We start from the raw sequence: 17,559 nt of genomic DNA on the forward strand, positions 1-17,559 counted from the left end.
CAGCACGGCAATCCGGCCACGATACCCCGCTGTCGGTCGGCTACCGCCCGGCCGGGGACGACTAGTCTCGTCGCCGTGACCCCTTACGCTGCCGCCGCAGGCCGCTACGACGAGATGTCCTACCGCCGCACGGGCCGCAGCGGCCTGAAGCTGCCCGCCATCTCGCTGGGCCTGTGGCACAACTTCGGCGACGATCGTCCGCTCGAGAGCCAGCGCGCGATCCTGCGCCGGGCGTTCGACCTCGGCGTCACCCATTTCGACCTGGCGAACAACTACGGCCCGCCCTACGGCTCGGCCGAGGCGAACTTCGGCAAGCTGATGGCCCAGGACTTCCGGCCGTACCGGGACGAACTGGTCGTCTCCACCAAGGCCGGGTACGACATGTGGCCGGGCCCGTACGGCGAATGGGGCTCCCGCAAGTACCTGCTCGCGAGCCTCGACCAGTCGCTGACCCGGATGGGCCTGGACTACGTCGACATCTTCTACTCGCACCGCTTCGACCCGGAGACCCCGCTCGAAGAGACGATGGGCGCGCTCGCTTCCGCCGTGCAGCAAGGAAAAGCGCTGTACGTCGGGATCTCCTCGTACAACGCCCACCGCACCCGTGAGGCCGCGGCGCTGTTGCGCCAGCACGGCGTGCCGCTGCTGATCCACCAGCCGTCCTACTCGATGCTGAACCGCTGGATCGAGGAGGACGGCCTGCTCGACGTGCTCGCCGAAGAGGGCGTCGGCTGCATCGGGTTCGCGCCGCTCGCGCAGGGCCTGCTGACCGACCGGTACCTCAACGGCATTCCGGAGGGTTCCCGTGCCACCCAAGGCAAGTCGCTCGACCCGGACGCGATCGAGCAGAACGTGGACAAGCTGCGCGCGCTGAACGACGTCGCGCAGCGTCGCGGCCAGTCGCTCGCGCAGCTCGCGCTCAGCTGGCTGCTGCGGGACCCGCGGATCACCTCGGCGCTCATCGGCGCGTCCTCGGTCAAGCAGCTGGAGCAGAACGTGGCCGCGCTGCGCGGACCCGCGCTGACCGACCAGGAGCTGGCCGAGATCGACAAGCACGCCACCGACTCGGGCCTCAACCTGTGGGCCCGCTCCAGCGAGTCGTAGGGTCGGTCGAATGACGGCAAGGGTCGAAAATGTGGTCACGTCGGGTGTGTTCGAGCTCGACGGCGGCAGCTGGGACGTCGACAACAACGTGTGGCTGATCGGTGATGACAGCGAGGTCTTCGTGATCGACGCCGCGCACGACGCGGATGCCATCGCCAAGGCGGTCGGCGAGCGGACCGTGCGGGCGATCATCTGCACGCACGCGCACAACGATCATGTCAACGCCGCGCCCGCGTTGTCCGAGCGCACCGGTGCGCCGATCCTGCTGCACCCGGAGGACCGCGTGCTGTGGGACCTGACCCACGCGGACGTCGCGCCGGACGCGGAGCTGGCCGACGGGCAGATCCTGACGATCGCGGGCACGGACCTGTCGGTGCTGCACACGCCAGGCCACGCGCCGGGCGCGGTGTGCCTGTACTCGCAGGAGCTCGGGGTGGTGTTCACCGGGGACACGCTGTTCTCCGGCGGTCCCGGCGCGACCGGCCGCTCGTACTCCGACCACCCGACGATCGTGCGGTCGATCCGCACCAAGCTGTTCGCGCTGCCGGAGGACACGGTGGTCAACACCGGTCACGGCGAGTCGACCACGATCGGCGCCGAGAAGGCGAACGTCTAAGTGTTTCTAAGCGGCGGAGCCGCTTGCTGTGGGGCACGCGGCTTGCACCGCTACCCGCACCGCCACGCAGGCCACTTCAAAACCAGTTTCTAACGGACCAGCCGTGGGGTGCCTTGCGCACCTGCTCGTGACCAGGAGACGAGCCCTGCGACGTCGATGCCGAACGGCGGCTCGGCGACGTAGGGCTCGATCGCCTCGGCACCCCGGCTGAGCAGGGACGCGGCGCCCTTGGCGTTCCCGCGGGCGGCGTGCGTCAGGCCCACCGCCAGCTGGGCGAGCCCCTTCCACAGCCCGCGCTCGGGCCCGTCCGCCGACTTCCACGCGTCCTCGAACACCTCGTGCGCGTGGAACGGCTTGCCCTCGTCCAGCAGCCGCTGGGCCTCGGCGAGCGTCTCGTCCGGGGTGCGGACGACGCCCTCGGCCTGGCGTTCCACCCCCGGTGCACCGTAGGGCAGTGGCCTGCCGAGACCGTCGCGAGGACGGGCGTTGCGGGCACGCCCTTCGGCGTCTCGGTCGCGGTCAGCCATGGCACCGATTGTCCCATGACGTATTCTGGGGCCTCGTGCGCTTCATCGACGGCCATCGGCCTGCCCACGACCTCACCTACGACGACGTGTTCCTCGTCCCGAACCGTTCGGACGTGGAATCCCGCTTCGACGTCGACCTCTCCACCGCGGACGGCACGGGCGCGACCATCCCGGTCGTCGTCGCCAACATGACCGCCGTCGCCGGCCGCCGGATGGCCGAGACCGTCGCCCGCCGCGGCGGGCTCGTGGTCCTCCCGCAGGACGTGGACCCGGCCGCCGTCGCGGAGATCGTCGGCTGGGTGAAGAGCCGCCACACCGTCTGGGACACCCCGCTCGTGCTCACCGGTGGCGACGCCGTCGCCGACGCGCTGAACCTGGTCGGCAAGCGTGCACACGGCGCCGTCGTCGTGGTCGACGACGAGGGCCGCCCGGTCGGCGTCGTGGACGAAAACGCTTGCGCCGGGGTGGACCGGTTCTCCCGGCTGGCCGAGGTCGCCGACCCGCCCGCCGTCACGCTGCCGCTCGACACGCCCGCTCGCGAGGTCTTCGAGCGCCTGCACGCCGCCGGCGCCCGGCTGGCGCTGGGCGTGGACGGCGACGGCAGGCTCGTCGGCGTCCTCACCCCGACCGCCGCACTCCGTGCGGACGTCTACACGCCGGCGGTCGACGCGCACAACCAGCTGCGGGTCGCCGCCGCCATCGGCGTGAACGGCGACGTCGCGGCCAAGGCCGAGGCCGTGCTGAACGCCGGGGTGGACGTGCTCGTCGTGGACACCGCGCACGGGCACCAGGAGAAGATGATCGCCGCGCTGAAGGCCGTCCGCTCGGTCTCGCCCCAGGTCCCGGTGGTCGCGGGCAACGTGGTCACCGCCGAGGGCACCCGCGACCTCATCGCGGCGGGTGCGGACGTGGTCAAGGTCGGTGTCGGGCCTGGCGCGATGTGCACGACGCGGATGATGACCGGGGTCGGCCGCCCGCAGTTCTCGGCCGTCGCCGAATGCGCCGCGGCGGCGCGCGAGCTGGGCAAGCACGTGTGGGCCGACGGCGGCGTGCGCCACCCCCGTGACGTCGCGCTGGCGCTGGCCGCGGGCGCGTCCGCGGCGATGGTCGGCTCCTGGTTCGCCGGCACCCACGAGTCGCCCGGCGACCTGCGTTACGACGAGAACGGCCGCCCGTACAAGGAGTCGTTCGGCATGGCCTCCAAGCGGGCGGTGGCCGGCCGGACCCGCACCGACAACGTCTTCGACCGCGCCCGCAAGGCGCTGTTCGAGGAGGGCATCTCGTCCTCGCGGATGCTGCTGGACCCGGCGCGGCCCGGTGTCGAGGACCTGCTCGACTCGATCTGTGCGGGCGTGCGGTCCTCGTTCACCTATGCCGGTGCGCGCAGCACGGAGGAGTTCCACGAGCGCGCGGTGCTCGGCGTGCAGTCCGCCGCCGGGTTCGCCGAGGGCCGCCCCCTCCCCGCCGGCTGGTGAGAGGGGGCGGCGCCGGCCGTCAGCCGTGGTCCTCCAGCATCTCGGTGACCAGAGCCGCGATCGGCGAGCGCTCCGAGCGGGTCAGCGTGACGTGCGCGAAGAGAGGGTGGCCCTTCAGCTTCTCGATCACCGCGGACACGCCGTCGTGCCGCCCGACCCGCAGGTTGTCCCGCTGCGCGACGTCGTGCGTCAGCACCACGCGTGAGGCCGTGCCCAGGCGGGACAACACGGTGAGCAGCACGTTGCGCTCCAGCGACTGCGCCTCGTCCACGATCACGAACGCGTCGTGCAGCGAGCGGCCGCGGATGTGGGTCAGCGGCAGGACCTCCAGCATCCCGCGGTCGAAGACCTCGTCGAGCACCTCCTGGCTGACCAGCGCGCCGAGGGTGTCGAACACCGCCTGCGCCCACGGCTGCATCTTCTCGCTCTCGGAACCGGGCAGGTAGCCCAGATCCTGGCCACCGACGGCGTAGACCGGGCGGAACACCACGACCTTGCGGTGCTCACGCCGTTCCAGCACCGACTCCAGGCCCGCGCACAGCGCCAGCGCCGACTTGCCGGTACCCGCGCGGCCACCGAGGGAGACGATCCCGACCTCGGGGTCGAGCAGCAGGTCGAGCGCGATGCGCTGCTCGGCGGAGCGGCCGTGCAGGCCGAACGCCTCCCGGTCGCCGCGCACGAGCCGCACCTTCTTCTCGGCGGTGACCCGCCCCAGCGCCGCCGAACCGCCGCCGAGCAGCCGCAACCCGGTGTGGCACGGCAGCTCGCCGACCTCGGGCTGGCCGTACTCGGCGAGGTCGACCGCGCCGTTCGAGAACAGCGCGTCGATCGCCTCGTGCGGCACGTCGACGTCCGCCATCCCGGTCCAGCCCGACGGGGTGACCTCCTGGGCGCGGTACTCGTCGGCGTCCAGGCCGACCGCACCGGCCTTCACCCGCAGTGGGATGTCCTTCGTCACCAGGGTGACGGTCTTGCGCTCCACGGCGAGGTTCAGCGCGCACGCGAGGATCCGGTGGTCGTTCGAGTCGGTCCGGAATCCGGGCGGCAGCACAGTGGGGTCGGAGTGGTTCAGCTCGACGTGCAGGGTGCCGCCGGCGTCCCCGATCGGCACCGGCGCGTCCAGGCGGCCGTAGGTGCGCCGCAGGTCGTCGAGCATGCGCAGGGACTCCCGCGCGAACCAGCCCAGTTCGGGATGATGCCGTTTCGCCTCCAGTTCGCTGATCACGACCAGCGGCAGCACGACGGCGTGCTCGGCGAACCTGGTGAGCGCCCACGGGTCCGAGAGCAGGACCGACGTGTCGAGCACATAGGTGTGCCGCTGGATTTCTGGGGATAGCGGACCAGCCGCTGAGTCTCCGGTGCCTTCCGCACCGGAGGACGAGGCCTTTCGGGGCAAACGCTGCGCAGTCACGACGGCATCTCCCTTAGGCGTGGCACCACGCCCGCACTCGCTGGGCCGGGCACCGCCCTGGCTGGCCGTCCGTCCGCCGTCGCCGTTTCGCGTCAGCGGGCGTGGCCAAGAGGGCCGGGTGCCGGCCCCCTCGTGTGTTGTGCGAACGACGTCACGGCTGGTACCGCCGTCGTTCCCTCAACTACTGCCACGTCCAGGGCCTCCCGCGATGGTCCGCAAGGTCACGCACCATCACTTCGGAAGTTACCTGCGATTCCCGGATCTTGCAGGCAGCCAGGCAGGTGATTCGCCAAGTTGTCATCTCACCGACGGTAGATTTGACGTGGCCTGCTGAACACGTTCGGTGATGTCAAGCACCGAATCGGCGATGCCGCCAGGCGTAGTCGCGCACCGCTCGCAGGAAGTCGACCCTGCGGAAGGCGGGCCAGTAGGCCTCCGTGAACCAGAACTCCGAATGCGCCGACTGCCAGAGCAGGAAGCCGGAAAGCCGCTGTTCACCGGAGGTCCGGATGATCAGGTCGGGGTCCGGCTGGCCCGAGGTGTAGAGGTGCTCGGAGATGTGGTCGACGTCGAGGATCTTGGCCAGCTCGCGGATCGAGGTGCCCTCGTCGGCGTGCTGCAGCAGCAGTTTCTTGACCGCGTCCGCGATCTCCTGGCGGCCGCCGTAGCCGACCGCGATGTTGACCTCCATGCCCTTGCGGCCCTCGGTGCGCGCGGCGGCGGCCTTGAGGCTGCGGGCCATGTCGGCCGGGAGGAGCTCCAGTGCGCCGACCATGCGCAGCCGCCAGGGCGTCTCGGGGGCGGCCAGCTCGTCGACCACGTCGACGATGATCTTCAGCAGGGCCTCGACCTCCTCGTGCGCGCGCAGGAGGTTGTCGGTCGAGAGCAGCCACAGGGTGACCACCTCGACATCCGCCTCGCGGCACCAGGACAGGAAGTCGGCGATCTTCTTCGCCCCGGCGCGGTGCCCGTCCGCGACGTCGGTGAAGCCGGCTTCGCGCGCCCAGCGACGGTTGCCGTCGAGCATGATCGCGATATGGCGAGGGTGCCGTCCGGCGGCCTGCTGGATCAGTCGCTTGCCGTAGACGGTGTAGGCGATGCGGGACCCGATAGCGCGAAGACTCACGTCGGCCAAGCGTACGCAGTCGGTGTGAGAGCGTGGTTCCGGCCACGGAGACTGGCATAAAACCTACGGACCCGTAACCTGAAACGCGTGACCGTCGAGACCGAATCCGACTTCGTGGACACCCGACCGCGCCTTCGTGGTCATCTGCATTTCTGGTCGTTCTTCGGTGCGCTGATCTGCGCCGTGGTGCTCGTCGCCATGGCCGGCGCGACGGTATCGGCGACGGCTGCCGTCGCGACGTCGGTGTACGGGCTGACCGTGATGGGCGTCTTCGGCGTGAGCGCGCTGTACCACCGGCGGATCTGGAGCCCGCGCGGGTACAAGTGGATGAAGCGCGCGGACCACTCGATGATCTTCCTGTTCATCGCCGGGACGTACACGCCGTTCACGGTGCTGTCCATGTCGAAGCCGACCGGCTGGGTGATCCTGGGCGTCGTGTGGGGCGGGGCCCTGGCCGGGGTGGCGTTGAAGATGCTGTGGCCGGGGGCGCCGCGCTGGCTGGGCGTGCCGATCTACATCGCACTCGGCTGGGTGGCCATCTTCGTGCTGCCGGAGCTGGCCCGCCACGCCGGCATCGCGGCCCTGGTGCTGCTCCTCGTGGGCGGCTTGTTCTACACCGTCGGCGCGGTGTTCTACGGGACCCGCTGGCCCAACCACTGGCCGAACACCTTCGGGTACCACGAGTTCTTCCACGCGTGCACCGTGCTGGCGGCGATCTCGCACTACGTGGCGATCTGGCTGGCGGTGTTCGCTTAGGGAGCACCTCGCGCGGAGCGCGAGGGGGGCGGCCGGGCGCGGCCATTCCTGGCTGCCGTTGCCGGGTTCGCCTGGGGTGGGGCTGGGCGCTGTCGGGTTCGGCTTCGGTGGGTGACGGGGCAGTGTCGAGAACGCCGTGGTGGGGCCCCACGTCAACCCTCCAGCATCTCCGCCTTCAGGAACGCCTCCGGGATCGCGAAGGCATCCACCAGCAGGCGCGCGTGGGGGCGCAACTGGCGGCACAGGTCGTTCACCGCGGCGACGATCGCCTTCGCGCGGGCTGAGGTGATGCGGCCGTGCTCGAGGAACCACGCGCGATCCTCCTCGATGTTCGACAGCACGTACAAGTCGCACAACTTGCCCAGCAGTTCGGCCGCTTCGGCGTCACCACAGCGCTCGATCGCCGCGACGAACGCTTCCAGCACCACCCGGTCGACGTGCACCTGCGCCGCCCGCAGGATGTGGTCCTGCGCGTTGTTGAAGGCGTCGAACGGATCGTCGCGCGCCGCCGCGCGCAGCCGACGCGCCGCGCCCTCCAGCACGTGCTTCTCGCGGTCCTCGAACAGCGTCAACTGCCACCCGCGGTCGAGCAGCACACCCTCGTCGTCACGGCCCGGGGCGGCGTCGGCGAGGCGGTCGATGACCTTGCGCGCCGCGGTCCGCTCGATGACCGTCTCCACGACCTGCTCCGCCACGAACCGCGCCGTCGCCAGCGGGCTCAGGTCCGCGAAGTGGTCACGGTAATTCGTCAGCAGGCCCTTCGCGACCAGCTGCAGCAACACCGTGTTGTCACCCTCGAACGTGGTGAACACGTCGGTGTCCGCCTTCAGCCCGGCGAGCACGTTCGCGGCCAGGTATCCCGCGCCACCACACGCTTCCCGCGCGGTCTGGATGGACCGCGTCGCGTTCCAGGTGGCCGTCGCCTTGATGCCGGCCGCCCGCGACTCCAGCTCCCGTTGCGTGTGGTCGTCGACGTCCGTCGCGCCCTGGACGTCGTGCAGCGCGCGGACGAGCTCCTCCTGCGCGAAGTGCAGCGCGTAGGTCCTCGCCAGCGCGGGCAGCAGCTTCCGCTGGTGCGCGAGGTAGTCCAGCAGCACGACCTCCCCCGAGCCGTCGGGCCGCTCGAACTGCCGCCGCCGCTCGGCGTACCGGACGGCGAGCGCGAGCGCCCGTTCCGTCGCGCTGATCGCCGCGCCCGCCACGCTGATCCGGCCCCGGATGAGCGTGCCGAGCATGGTGAAGAACCGCCGGCTGTCGCTTTCGATCGCGCTCGAGTACGTGCCGTCCTCGGCGACGTCGGCGTACCGGTTGAGCAACGCCTCCCGGGGTACGCGCACGGAACGGAACGTCAGGCGCCCGTTGTCCACGCCGTTGAGACCGGCCTTGCGCCCGCAGTCCGCGATCTCGACGCCCGGCATCGGCTCGCCCAGCTCGTTGCGGATCGGCACCAGGAACGCGTGCACGCCACGGCTTTCCCCGCCGGTGACCAGCTGTGCGAACACCACCGCCATGCGCCCGTCGCGGGCCGCGTTGCCGATGTAGTCCTTGCGGGCCTCCCTATCGGGGGTGTCGATGACGAACTGACGCGTCTGCGGGTCGTACGTCGCCGTCGTGCGCAGGTGCTGGACGTCCGAACCGTGGCCCGTCTCCGTCATCGCGAAGCAGCCCGGCAGGTCCAGGTCCATGATCCGGGCGAGGTAGCGCTTGTGGTGCAGCTCGGTGCCGAGCAGCTGCACGGCACCGCCGAACAGCCCCCACTGCACACCGGACTTGACCATCAGCGACAGGTCACCGTGCCCGAGCAGCTCGAACGAGACCACCGAACCGCCGATGTCCCCGCCGCCGCCGTACTCGCGGGCGAAGCCGAGCCGGGGCTGCCCGGTTTTCGCCAGCGCGTGCAGCTGTTCGAGCACCCACGAGCGGTAGTCCTCGGTGCCGATGTCATGCGGCTCGTCATAGGCGTTCTCCGCCATCTGCGCCCGGACGTCACGCCGCAGTGCCGCCCAGTGCCCATCCAGTACGACTGTCAGCGCCTCAGGGTTCATGCCCTTCAGCTTCACCCAACGGACGGAACTTCGCAGCACTCAGCCGAGATCGGGCCCCTTGGCGCGCAGGTCATCCACAGTGGACATGGCCTCCCGCAGCTCGGTGAGCCAGCTCTCGGCGTGCTCGCCGACGAGCCGGACGGCCCAGGCCAGCGCCTCCGAGCGGGACCGCGCGACGCCCGAGTCGACGAGGGTGTCCAGCACCTGGCGTTCCGGCTGCCGCAGCCGCGTCATCACCGGGACGGACAGTGTGGTGAACAACTCCTGGGTGTCCCCGATCCGGGCGCCCCACGCGACCTTGCGCTGGTAGCGGTGCTCGGCCTGGCGCGCGATCTCGATGCGCTGCTCCCGGGTCTCCTCCCGGAACCGGCTGATCCGCCCGGACTCCGCCGCGGCGCGCGCCGCGTCGTCGGCGAACTCGTCGGTCAGCGACGGCAGCTCGCCGACGACCAGGATCTCCTCCCTGTCGACCGTCAGCTCCGGTGCGCCGGTGAACCAGCCGTCGGGCAACCGCCCCGCGAACCAGCCCGCCGCGTCGTCGGCCGAGGGGACCTCGCCCTGCTGCCAGCCGCCGCGGCCTTTCCAGCCTCGTTGTCCTCGCATCACAACCTCCGCGATTACATAATTACAGTGATACTGACGCTACGCCTGCATGCGCCCTTCGACGACGGGTTCCGCGACCGGCGAACACTAGGCTCGGCGAGGTGGACTTCGAGGAGAAGGCGATGGCTGTGTTCCGCCGCGGGGACGACGCCGAGGTGACCCGGCTCGCCGACCAAGAGCTCGGCAGCGCCAGGGCCGACGGTGATCCCCAGGGGGAGGTCGACGCCCTGTGCATGCTGTCGCGCGTCGCCATCCGTCAGGGTGACCTCGACGAAGGCCGGGCGCTGGCCGAGCAGGCGCGGACGATCGCGCGGCAGGCCGGAAACCCCGCGCTCGCGCAGATGCCGTTGCACATCCTCGCCGGCGCCGCTCGCCTGGCGGACGACTTCGAGCGGGCGAGGTCGTTGGCCGCCGAGGCGATCGCTGCGCACCAGGCTCTCGGTGACATCCGCATGCTCGCGATCGAGGAGCACAACCTCGGTCATCTCGAACTGAACGACGGACAGGTCGGCCGGGCACGCGGACTCTTCACGAGCGCGCGCGAGCACGTGGCGAAGGCCCGCGACACGACACTCCTGCCCGAACTCGCGCTCGGGGTCGCCGCCGTAGCCGCGGTGGACCGCGAATTCGCCCGCGCCGCACGGCTTCTGGGCGCGATCGACAGCACGCTCAGCGCCTCGCGACGGGTCTTCGACCCCGACGACTTCCTCGAGGAGCAGACCCTCCGCGCGAAGCTCGAAGCCGCACTGGGCGAGCCTGCCTTCGCCGAGGCCTACCGCAAGGGCGTCGGCGAGGACGTCCAGCAGGCGCTGGCCTGACTCAGCGGGCGAGTACGGCTTCGAGTGCGTCGGAGGAGGTCACCGGCCGGTCGCAGACGTAGCCGCGGCAGACGTACGCGGCGGCGGCGCCTTCGATGAGGGGGCGGTCGGCGAGCAGTGGTGCGCTTTCGGGCTGACCGGCCAGCACCACCCCACCACCGTGCACGAGCTGCGCAGCGGTCGTCCGCAGTTCCGACCACGCCTCCGGATCGAGACCGACGACGGCGACCTGCACGGGCCCGGCGGCCAGCGCCTCGGCGACCGAGAGCCAGTTCCCCGCGAACCGCGGCACCTTCGTGGCCAGCTGAGCGACCCGGCTCAACGCCAGCTCGGCCGCGTCCCGGTAGGCGCCGGCCCGCTCCGGGCCGACCAGCACGGACGCCGTCACCAAGGCACCCGCGAGTGCGGAGGCACCGGACGGGCTCGCGTTGTCGGCCGGGTCGGAAGGCCGCTGCACCAATGCTTCCGCGTCGTCCGCGGTGTCGTGGAACGCGCCCGGAGCGTCACTGATGGCGAAGCGTTCGAGTGCGGTGTCGAGGAGTGTGGTCGCTTCGTCGAGCCAACGGGAATCGCCGGTCGCCTGGTGCAACGCGAGCAGGCCGTCCGCCAAGCAGGCGTAGTCCTCCAGGACCCCGGCCGCGTCGCCGACCTTGCCGTGCCGGGAGCTGCGCCGCAGCCGACCGTCGATCACGTGGATGTCGAGGATCGCGCTCGCCGCCCGGTCCGCGGCCTCGACCCACCGCGGCTCGTTCAGCGCCATTCCGGCCTCGCACAACGCGGTGATCGCCAGCCCGTTCCAGGCGGCGATCACCTTGTCGTCGCGGCCCGGCTGCGGCCGCCGGTCGCGAGCGTCGAGCAGCGCGGCACGCACGCGCTCGAACCGCGCCGGGTCGTCTGGGTCGCGCCGTAGCTGCAACACCGACTTGCCGTGCTCGAACGTGCCGGACTCGGTGACCCCGAACAGCTCGGCCGCCCAGCCGGCGTCCTCGCCGAGGACCTCGCTCAGCTCGCCGGGAGTCCAGACGTAGGTCAGCCCCTCCTCGCCGAGGGTGTCGGCGTCGAGCGAGGCGGCGAACCCGCCCTCGTCCGTGCCGAGCAGGCCGAGCAGGAACTCACCCGTCGCACGAGCGACCGTCAGTGCCCGCGCCGAACCCGTCAGCCGTGCGAGGTGCGCGTAGACGCGGAGCAGCAAAGCGTTGTCGTACAACATCTTCTCGAAGTGCGGGACGACCCAGTCCGCGTCCACCGAGTACCGTGCGAAGCCACCGGCGAGCTGGTCGTACATGCCACCACGGGACATCGCCTCGGCGCATTCGTCCACTAAGGACAGAGCTTCGGCGGAACCCGTGCGTTCGTGGTGACGCAGCAGGAACTCCAGTGTCATCGACGGCGGGAACTTCGGCGCCCCGCCGAACCCGCCGCGCTCGCGGTCGGCCTCCGCGCCGAGCGTCGTCACCGCTCCGGCGAGGACGTTCTCGTCGACCGCGGCAGCCGGCAACGGCCCGGTCTGACGCGCGAGTTCCGCGACGATCTGCCCGGCACCCGCGCGCAGCTCCTCGCGGCGCTCCTGCCACGCCTGCGCGACGGCGACGAGCAGGCGTTGGAACGAGGGCATCCCGGGATGCGGCTGGGGCGGGTAGTACGTCCCGCAGTGGAAGGGTTCGCCGTCGGGGGTCAGGAAGCAGGTCATCGGCCAGCCGCCCTGCCCGGTCATCGCCTGGGTGGCGGTCATGTAGACGGCGTCGATGTCGGGGCGTTCCTCGCGGTCCACCTTGATGTTGACGAAGTTCTCGTTCATCAGCCGCGCGGTGTCGGCGTCCTCGAACGATTCGTGGGCCATGACGTGGCACCAGTGACAGGCCGCGTAGCCGACGGACAACAGGATCGGCACGTCGCGGCGGCGCGCCTCGGCGAGCGCTTCGGGCCCCCACTGCCACCAGTCCACCGGGTTCTCGGCGTGCTGCAGCAGGTACGGGCTCGTGGCGGCGGCGAGTCGGTTGACCATGCCTTCAGGGTGGCACGGACTCACCGGGCTCGCGGGGTCAGGATCTCTCGGTCTTCTCCGGCTGCTTGGCCTGTTCCCCGGCGGCCGGCTCGTCCTCGACGGCAGGCTCCTCCGCGGCCGGTTCGTCGGCATCGAAGCTCGCCGGGACGCGCTTGAGGTGCTTGGTCATCGACCGCACCAGGAACGCCACGGCGACCAGGAACACCAGCAGCAACAGGAAGCCGACCGGCGAGGACTTGCCGAAGTCCTCGCCCTGGCCACCGTTGTCGCCGCTGTCGGGCTGTTGCACCAGGACGACCGCGGTCGTGGCGACCGGGCCCGCTCCCGGCAGGACGAATGTCATGCCGTCACCTTCTCCCGTACCCCCGCGAACAGATCGTCCTCCGGCAGGGTGCTGTCGACAAGCGAGCGGACGAGCTCGTACTCCTCCGTCGGCCACACCCGCCGCTGGAGCTCCAGCGGCACCACGAACCAGCGGCTGTTCGGGTCGATCTGCGTCGCGTGCGCCTTGAGCGCCTCGTCGCGGATCTTGAAGTAGTCGGCGCACTCGACCCGGGTGGTGACCCGCTCCATCACGTCGGTGCGGTTCGGGTCCCACTTGTCCAGCCACTCGGCGTACGGCGACTCGAGGCCGGCCTCGGTCAGCGCGTCGTGGAACAGCTGCATCCGCTGGCGCGAGAACCCGTGCATGTAGTACAGCTTCAGCGGCTGCCACGGCTCGCCCGCCTCGGGGAACCGGTCCGGCTCGGCGACGGCGTCGAACGCCGCGACCGACACCTCGTGACAGCGGATGTGGTCGGGGTGCGGGTAGCCGCCGTTCTCGTCGTAGGTCAGCACGACGTGCGGGCGGAACTCGCGCATCACCTTGACCAGCTCGCGCACCGGCTCCTCGAGCGGCACCATCGCGAAGCAGCCCTCCGCCAGCGGCGGGAGCGGGTCGCCCTCGGGCAGCCCGGAGTCGACGAAGCCCAGCCAGTGGTGGCGGATGCCGAGGATCTCGGCGGCCTTCGCCATCTCGTCACGGCGGATCTGCGCCATGTTCTCGCGTACTTCCGGCCGGTCCATCGCCGGGTTGAGCACGCTGCCGGCCTCGCCGCCGGTGCAGCTGACCACCATCACCTCGGCGCCCTCGGCCACGTACTTCGCCATCGTCGCCGCGCCCTTGCTCGACTCGTCGTCCGGATGGGCGTGCACCGCCATCAGACGAAGACGCGAACCCGGCTCGGAACCCCGCTCGTCAGCTTCCACCATGCGTCCAACGACCCCTTCTGCACCGCTATTCCGAGCCTGACGGATACTCGGTCCGTGCTCCATTGTCCTCAGGGGTACGACAGGACGGATCAGGAGGCCCGGGTTTGACCACGCGCGCGCTGCCCGAGGGCCGCTACGGCTCGCCGAGCGGCCGTACCCCGGCACGCTGGCGGCGCTGGGCGTTCACCGCCGTGGCGCTGCTGGTCAGCGCGGCCGTCGCGTGGATCGCCTACGTCAACCTCGGGCCCGCCCCCATCGACGCCGACCGGGTCTCCTTCTCCCAGCAGCCGGGCAACGCGATGTCGGTCACCATCAACGTGACCCGCGACGACCCGTCGAAGCCCGGGGTCTGCATCGTCCGCCTGCGTGACATCTCGGGCGCGGAGAGTGGTCGCAAGGAGGTCTACGTCCCGGCGGGGGACAATCACAGCCGCCAGACCACCGTGGTCCGCAGCATCGACCCGCCGGTCGACGCGGACGTTTTCGGCTGCTCGTACGACGTACCAACGTATTTGTCAAGCAGCTAGCGGCCAACGGGGTGAAACACGCGCCCAGCGTCCGCGACGAGCGAAAACGGACGGCCTGGGGCACTCTCTGCGTGCTATCCTGGTCTACCGGCACGGCCCAGACGGGCCGTGTTTTTCCTTTATCTCAGCCTCGCCGGATCCGCTCCGGTGAGGCCGCCGGCTTGTATACCCATGCCCGGCAGGCACGACGAGGAGATGGTGGCCGTGAGCGACACCCAGGTGACCTGGCTGACGCAGGAAGCCTTCGACAGGCTCAAGCACGAGCTCGACGAACTGATCGAGAATCGTCCGGTCATCGCCGCGAGGATCAACGACAGCAGGGAAGAGGGCGACCTCAAGGAGAACGGGGGCTACCACGCCGCCCGTGAGGAGCAGGGGCAGGCCGAGGCTCGCATCCGCCACCTGCAGGAGCTGCTGCGCTCGGCCAAGGTCGGCGAGGCGCCGGCCAACGACGGCACCGCGGAACCGGGCAAGGTCCTCACCGTGCGCTACGACGGTGACGACGACGAAGAGAAGTTCCTGCTGGCGACTCGTGAAGAGGGCGCCGAGGGCGCACTGGACGTGTACTCCCCCGAGTCGCCGCTGGGCAAGGCCCTGCTCGGCGCCAAGGAGGGCGAGTCGCGTGAGTACGACCTGCCCAACGGCAGCAAGCAGAAGGTCACCCTGATCAAGGCCGTGCCGTACACCGGCTGACCCGCCCGGCGGGCCTTTCCCCCACCGGGAAAAGGCCCGCCGTCCACGGCCGGGCGGCGCTAGCGTGACTTCATGAGCTCGCTGCCCCTGTGCCAGACCTGCGGTATGCAGTACACGGCCCCGCGGTCCGACTGCCCGATCTGCGAGGACGAGCGCCAGTACGTGCCGCCGTCCGGCCAGCAGTGGACCGACCTCGACAGCCTGCGTGCCGAGCACACCGGCGTGGTGCGGGACCAGGGGCCCGGCGTGATCGGCATCGGCTGCGAGCCGAAGTTCGCCATCGGCCAGCGGGCGCTGCTGGTCAAGGCCGCCTCCGGCAACTTCCTGTGGGACTGCGTCGCCTACCTGGACGACGAGCTGGTCGCCGGGATCACCGCGCTCGGCGGCATCACCGGTATCGCGATCAGCCACCCGCACTACTACACGACGGTCGTCGAATGGGCCCACGCCTTCGACGTGCCGGTCTACCTGCACGAGAAGGACCGCGAGTGGCTCGGCAGGCCCGACCCGGCCATCGAGTGGTGGAGCGGCGAGACCAAGCAGGTCGCCGACGACCTCACCCTGGTCAACCTCGGCGTGCACTTCGCCGGCGGCACCGTGTTGCACTGGCCGGAGGGCGAGCATGGCCGTGGCGCGCTGCTGTCGGGCGACATCGTGCAGGTGATCCCGGACCGCGAGTTCGTCGGCTTCATGTACAGCTACCCGAACCTCATCCCGGAACGGCCACCGGTGGTCCGCCGTGCCGCGGAGATCCTCGCCGGCTACCGGTTCGAGGCGATCTACGGCGCCTGGTGGGACGCGATCGTCCACGAGCACGGCCACGACGTCGTGCAGCGCTCGGCCAAGCGCTACCTGGACTTCGTCTCGTCGTAGGCGATCCGCTCCAGCAGCGGCCGCACCCGCGGCGGGATCGGCGTGGTCAGCGCGAGCGAGGTGTTGGTCCGCCGCACCCCCGGCAGGCCGACGACCTGGTCGATCACCCGCTGCAGGTCCTCGTGGTCGCGGGCGACCATCCGCACGAACAGGTCGCCCTGCCCGGTCGTCGCGTGCGCCTCGCAGACCTGGTCGATCGCGGCGAGGGCCGCGGCCACCTCGACGCGGCTGCCCTGCGCGATCTCGATGACGGCGAACGCGGTGAGCCCGTAGCCGATCGCGGCCATGTCGACCTCCGGCGGGAACCCGCCGAGCACGCCCTGCTCGGTGAGCCGGTCCAGCCGCGCCTGCACGGTCCCGCGCGCCACGCCCAGCCGCCGCGCGCACTCCAGGACACCGAGCCGCGGCGCGTCGGTCAGCAGGAGCAGCAGCTTCGCGTCGAGTGCGTCCACGGCGTTCTTCCTAGTAGGTCTGCTCGCGCACGAGGGTGTAGCCCGCGCGTCGGAGTTCGGTGGTGACGTCGGCGCAGTGCTCCGGACCGCGGGTCTCCAGGTTCAGCGCGACCTCGACCTCGCCCAACGCGAGCGCGCCGGAGATCCGCGAGTGCTCGACGTCCAGCACGTTGGCACCCAGCTCGCTGATCCGCGACAGGACCGAGGCCAGCACCCCCGGCCGGTCGGGCACCCGCAGCCGCAACGCGAGATAGCGCCCGCCCGCGGTCATCCCGTGCTGGATGATCTGCAGCAACAGCAGCGGGTCGACGTTGCCGCCGGACAGAATGCCGACGATCGGGCCGGCGAACTCGCCCGGGTACTGCATCAACGCGGCCACCGCCGCAACGCCCGCGGGTTCGACGACGAGCTTCCGCCGCTCCAGGCACAACAGCACCGCGCCGGACAACGACTCCTCCGTCACCGTCAGCACGTCGTCCACCAGGGCTGTGACGTGCTCGAACGTGAGCGCGCCGGGCTCGCCGACCGCGATCCCGTCCGCCATGGTGGACGAGCCGGGCAGCCGCACCGGCTTCCCGGCGGCCAGCGACGGCGGGAAAGCGGCCGCCCCCTCGGCCTGCACGGCGACGATCCGGGTGTCCGGCCGCAGGGCCTTGACCGCGATCGCCACGCCCGACACCAGGCCACCGCCACCGGCGGGCACCAGGATCGTGCTCGCCTCCGGCACCTGCTCGAGCACTTCGAGCCCGACCGTGCCCTGTCCGGCGATCACGTCCTCGTGGTCGAAGGGGTGGATGAACACCGCGCCGGTGTGCTCGGCGAAGGCGATCGCCTCCGCGAGCGTCTCGTCGAACACCGCCCCGTGCAGGTGGACGTCCGCCCCGTAACCCCGCGTCGCGGCCAGTTTCGGCAGCGGCGCGCGCATCGGCATGAACACTGTCGACTTGATGCCGAGCAGGGACGCCGCCAGCGCAACGCCTTGCGCGTGGTTCCCGGCGCTCGCGGCGACCACCCCGCGCCCGCGGTCGTCCTGGCCGAGCCCGTGGATGCGGGTGTAGGCGCCCCGGATCTTGAACGAGCCGGTGCGCTGCAGGTTCTCGCACTTCAAATACACCGGACTGTGGTGAACCCGTTCCAGGTCCCGTGCGTGTTCCATCGGGGTGACACGGATGATCCCCTCGAGGAGCCGACGCGCCTCGTTGATCCGCTCCAGGGCCACCAATCGCATAACCGGGATCATGCCACCGGAGGTTCGTGCGGTTTAGGTACCCTGGAAC

At 70.7% G+C, this 17,559-nt stretch carries 18 protein-coding genes; 8 read left to right on the forward strand and 10 right to left on the reverse strand.

Features of this window, described 5'->3' with window-relative positions; all coding sequences use genetic code 11:
* Positions 1 to 75 precede the first annotated feature (75 nt).
* Positions 76 to 1,104 carry an L-glyceraldehyde 3-phosphate reductase gene (mgrA, locus tag LWP59_RS33575; protein ID WP_144642424.1) on the forward strand — a complete coding sequence of 343 codons (1,029 nt, stop codon included), beginning with the start codon at positions 76 to 78 and terminating at the stop codon, positions 1,102 to 1,104.
* Positions 1,105 to 1,114: 10 nt separating this feature from the next.
* Positions 1,115 to 1,720 (forward strand): MBL fold metallo-hydrolase, encoded by a 606-nt coding sequence (locus tag LWP59_RS33580; RefSeq protein ID WP_144642425.1) that lies wholly within the window; start codon positions 1,115 to 1,117, stop codon positions 1,718 to 1,720.
* 89 nt (positions 1,721 to 1,809) lie between these two features.
* Here LWP59_RS33580 and LWP59_RS33585 read toward each other — a convergent pair whose 3' ends face one another.
* Positions 1,810 to 2,247 carry a DUF309 domain-containing protein gene (locus LWP59_RS33585; RefSeq protein WP_144642426.1) on the reverse strand — a complete coding sequence of 146 codons (438 nt, stop codon included), beginning with the start codon at positions 2,245 to 2,247 and terminating at the stop codon, positions 1,810 to 1,812.
* Positions 2,248 to 2,282: 35 nt separating this feature from the next.
* Between LWP59_RS33585 and guaB1 the strand changes: the two genes are divergently transcribed.
* Positions 2,283 to 3,722 (forward strand): GMP reductase, encoded by a 1,440-nt coding sequence (guaB1, locus tag LWP59_RS33590; RefSeq protein ID WP_144642427.1) that lies wholly within the window; start codon positions 2,283 to 2,285, stop codon positions 3,720 to 3,722.
* Positions 3,723 to 3,741: 19 nt separating this feature from the next.
* Here guaB1 and LWP59_RS33595 read toward each other — a convergent pair whose 3' ends face one another.
* Positions 3,742 to 5,028: a PhoH family protein gene (locus LWP59_RS33595; protein WP_144642428.1), complete on the reverse strand. Its 1,287-nt coding sequence runs from the start codon at positions 5,026 to 5,028 to the stop codon at positions 3,742 to 3,744.
* Between the two features lie 454 nt (positions 5,029 to 5,482).
* Positions 5,483 to 6,259: an isoprenyl transferase gene (locus tag LWP59_RS33600; protein WP_144642429.1), complete on the reverse strand. Its 777-nt coding sequence runs from the start codon at positions 6,257 to 6,259 to the stop codon at positions 5,483 to 5,485.
* 114 nt (positions 6,260 to 6,373) lie between these two features.
* On the opposite strand from LWP59_RS33600, the gene trhA reads away from it, so the two are divergent.
* The gene (gene trhA / locus LWP59_RS33605; protein WP_191334828.1) at positions 6,374 to 7,015 is read left to right on the forward strand and encodes a PAQR family membrane homeostasis protein TrhA; all 642 of its coding nucleotides are present in this window, start codon (positions 6,374 to 6,376) and stop codon (positions 7,013 to 7,015) included.
* A 152-nt stretch (positions 7,016 to 7,167) separates the two neighbouring features.
* Here trhA and LWP59_RS33610 read toward each other — a convergent pair whose 3' ends face one another.
* Together LWP59_RS33610 and LWP59_RS33615 are read right to left on the reverse strand one after the other, a co-directional pair.
* Entirely contained in the window at positions 7,168 to 9,060 is a 1,893-nt protein-coding gene (locus LWP59_RS33610) for an acyl-CoA dehydrogenase family protein (RefSeq protein ID WP_144645065.1), read from the reverse strand.
* A 39-nt stretch (positions 9,061 to 9,099) separates the two neighbouring features.
* Positions 9,100 to 9,663, reverse strand: a complete 564-nt coding sequence (locus LWP59_RS33615; RefSeq protein WP_144645067.1) for a hypothetical protein — start codon at positions 9,661 to 9,663, stop codon at positions 9,100 to 9,102.
* A 101-nt stretch (positions 9,664 to 9,764) separates the two neighbouring features.
* Here LWP59_RS33615 and LWP59_RS33620 point away from each other — a divergent pair, with 101 nt between their 5' ends.
* Positions 9,765 to 10,481: a tetratricopeptide repeat protein gene (locus LWP59_RS33620; protein ID WP_144645069.1), complete on the forward strand. Its 717-nt coding sequence runs from the start codon at positions 9,765 to 9,767 to the stop codon at positions 10,479 to 10,481.
* Position 10,482: 1 nt separating this feature from the next.
* On the opposite strand, the gene LWP59_RS33625 is transcribed toward LWP59_RS33620, so the two are convergent.
* Genes LWP59_RS33625 through mca form a run of 3 tightly spaced genes read right to left on the reverse strand, consistent with a single transcriptional unit; the run spans position 10,483 to position 13,737 of the window.
* Positions 10,483 to 12,486 (reverse strand): thioredoxin domain-containing protein, encoded by a 2,004-nt coding sequence (locus LWP59_RS33625; protein ID WP_144645071.1) that lies wholly within the window; start codon positions 12,484 to 12,486, stop codon positions 10,483 to 10,485.
* A 37-nt stretch (positions 12,487 to 12,523) separates the two neighbouring features.
* Positions 12,524 to 12,829, reverse strand: a complete 306-nt coding sequence (locus LWP59_RS33630; protein WP_144645073.1) for a hypothetical protein — start codon at positions 12,827 to 12,829, stop codon at positions 12,524 to 12,526.
* Positions 12,826 to 13,737: a mycothiol conjugate amidase Mca gene (gene mca / locus LWP59_RS33635; protein WP_144645075.1), complete on the reverse strand. Its 912-nt coding sequence runs from the start codon at positions 13,735 to 13,737 to the stop codon at positions 12,826 to 12,828. Before mca ends, LWP59_RS33630 begins: the two co-directional genes overlap by 4 nt.
* 104 nt (positions 13,738 to 13,841) lie before the next feature.
* On the opposite strand from mca, the gene LWP59_RS33640 reads away from it, so the two are divergent.
* The 3 genes from LWP59_RS33640 (at position 13,842) to LWP59_RS33650 (ending at position 15,830) form a co-directional block, all read left to right on the forward strand.
* Positions 13,842 to 14,264, forward strand: a complete 423-nt coding sequence (locus tag LWP59_RS33640; RefSeq protein WP_229857674.1) for a DUF4307 domain-containing protein — start codon at positions 13,842 to 13,844, stop codon at positions 14,262 to 14,264.
* A 195-nt stretch (positions 14,265 to 14,459) separates the two neighbouring features.
* The gene (gene greA, locus LWP59_RS33645) at positions 14,460 to 14,957 is read left to right on the forward strand and encodes a transcription elongation factor GreA (RefSeq protein WP_144645102.1); all 498 of its coding nucleotides are present in this window, start codon (positions 14,460 to 14,462) and stop codon (positions 14,955 to 14,957) included.
* 72 nt (positions 14,958 to 15,029) lie between these two features.
* Positions 15,030 to 15,830 (forward strand): MBL fold metallo-hydrolase, encoded by an 801-nt coding sequence (locus tag LWP59_RS33650; RefSeq protein ID WP_144645079.1) that lies wholly within the window; start codon positions 15,030 to 15,032, stop codon positions 15,828 to 15,830.
* Here LWP59_RS33650 and LWP59_RS33655 read toward each other — a convergent pair.
* Both LWP59_RS33655 and ilvA read right to left on the reverse strand, forming a co-directional pair.
* A complete protein-coding gene (locus LWP59_RS33655; RefSeq protein ID WP_144645081.1) occupies positions 15,806 to 16,282 on the reverse strand; it encodes an Lrp/AsnC family transcriptional regulator in 477 nt (158 codons plus the stop codon). The genes LWP59_RS33650 and LWP59_RS33655 overlap by 25 nt on opposite strands.
* 10 nt (positions 16,283 to 16,292) lie before the next feature.
* Positions 16,293 to 17,510 (reverse strand): threonine ammonia-lyase, encoded by a 1,218-nt coding sequence (gene ilvA, locus LWP59_RS33660; RefSeq protein ID WP_144645083.1) that lies wholly within the window; start codon positions 17,508 to 17,510, stop codon positions 16,293 to 16,295.
* Between the last annotated feature and the right edge of the window lie 49 nt (positions 17,511 to 17,559).

It is taken from the genome of Amycolatopsis acidiphila, from assembly GCF_021391495.1.
GTDB classification, from domain to species: Bacteria; Actinomycetota; Actinomycetes; order Mycobacteriales; family Pseudonocardiaceae; genus Amycolatopsis_E; species Amycolatopsis_E acidiphila.

Bases quoted from the DNA above. Each gene is read 5' to 3' on its own strand.
- LWP59_RS33580 (WP_144642425.1), top strand. From the start codon at position 1,115: ATGACGGCAAGGGTCGAAAATGTGGTCACGTCGGGTGTGTTCGAGCTC.
- LWP59_RS33585 (WP_144642426.1), bottom strand. From the start codon at position 2,247: ATGGCTGACCGCGACCGAGACGCCGAAGGGCGTGCCCGCAACGCCCGT.
- LWP59_RS33610 (WP_144645065.1), bottom strand. From the start codon at position 9,060: ATGAACCCTGAGGCGCTGACAGTCGTACTGGATGGGCACTGGGCGGCA.
- LWP59_RS33615 (WP_144645067.1), bottom strand. From the start codon at position 9,663: ATGCGAGGACAACGAGGCTGGAAAGGCCGCGGCGGCTGGCAGCAGGGC.
- LWP59_RS33625 (WP_144645071.1), bottom strand. From the start codon at position 12,486: ATGGTCAACCGACTCGCCGCCGCCACGAGCCCGTACCTGCTGCAGCAC.
- LWP59_RS33630 (WP_144645073.1), bottom strand. From the start codon at position 12,829: ATGACATTCGTCCTGCCGGGAGCGGGCCCGGTCGCCACGACCGCGGTC.
- mca (WP_144645075.1), bottom strand. From the start codon at position 13,737: ATGGTGGAAGCTGACGAGCGGGGTTCCGAGCCGGGTTCGCGTCTTCGT.
- greA (WP_144645102.1), top strand. From the start codon at position 14,460: ATGGTGGCCGTGAGCGACACCCAGGTGACCTGGCTGACGCAGGAAGCC.
- LWP59_RS33650 (WP_144645079.1), top strand. From the start codon at position 15,030: ATGAGCTCGCTGCCCCTGTGCCAGACCTGCGGTATGCAGTACACGGCC.
- ilvA (WP_144645083.1), bottom strand. From the start codon at position 17,510: ATGCGATTGGTGGCCCTGGAGCGGATCAACGAGGCGCGTCGGCTCCTC.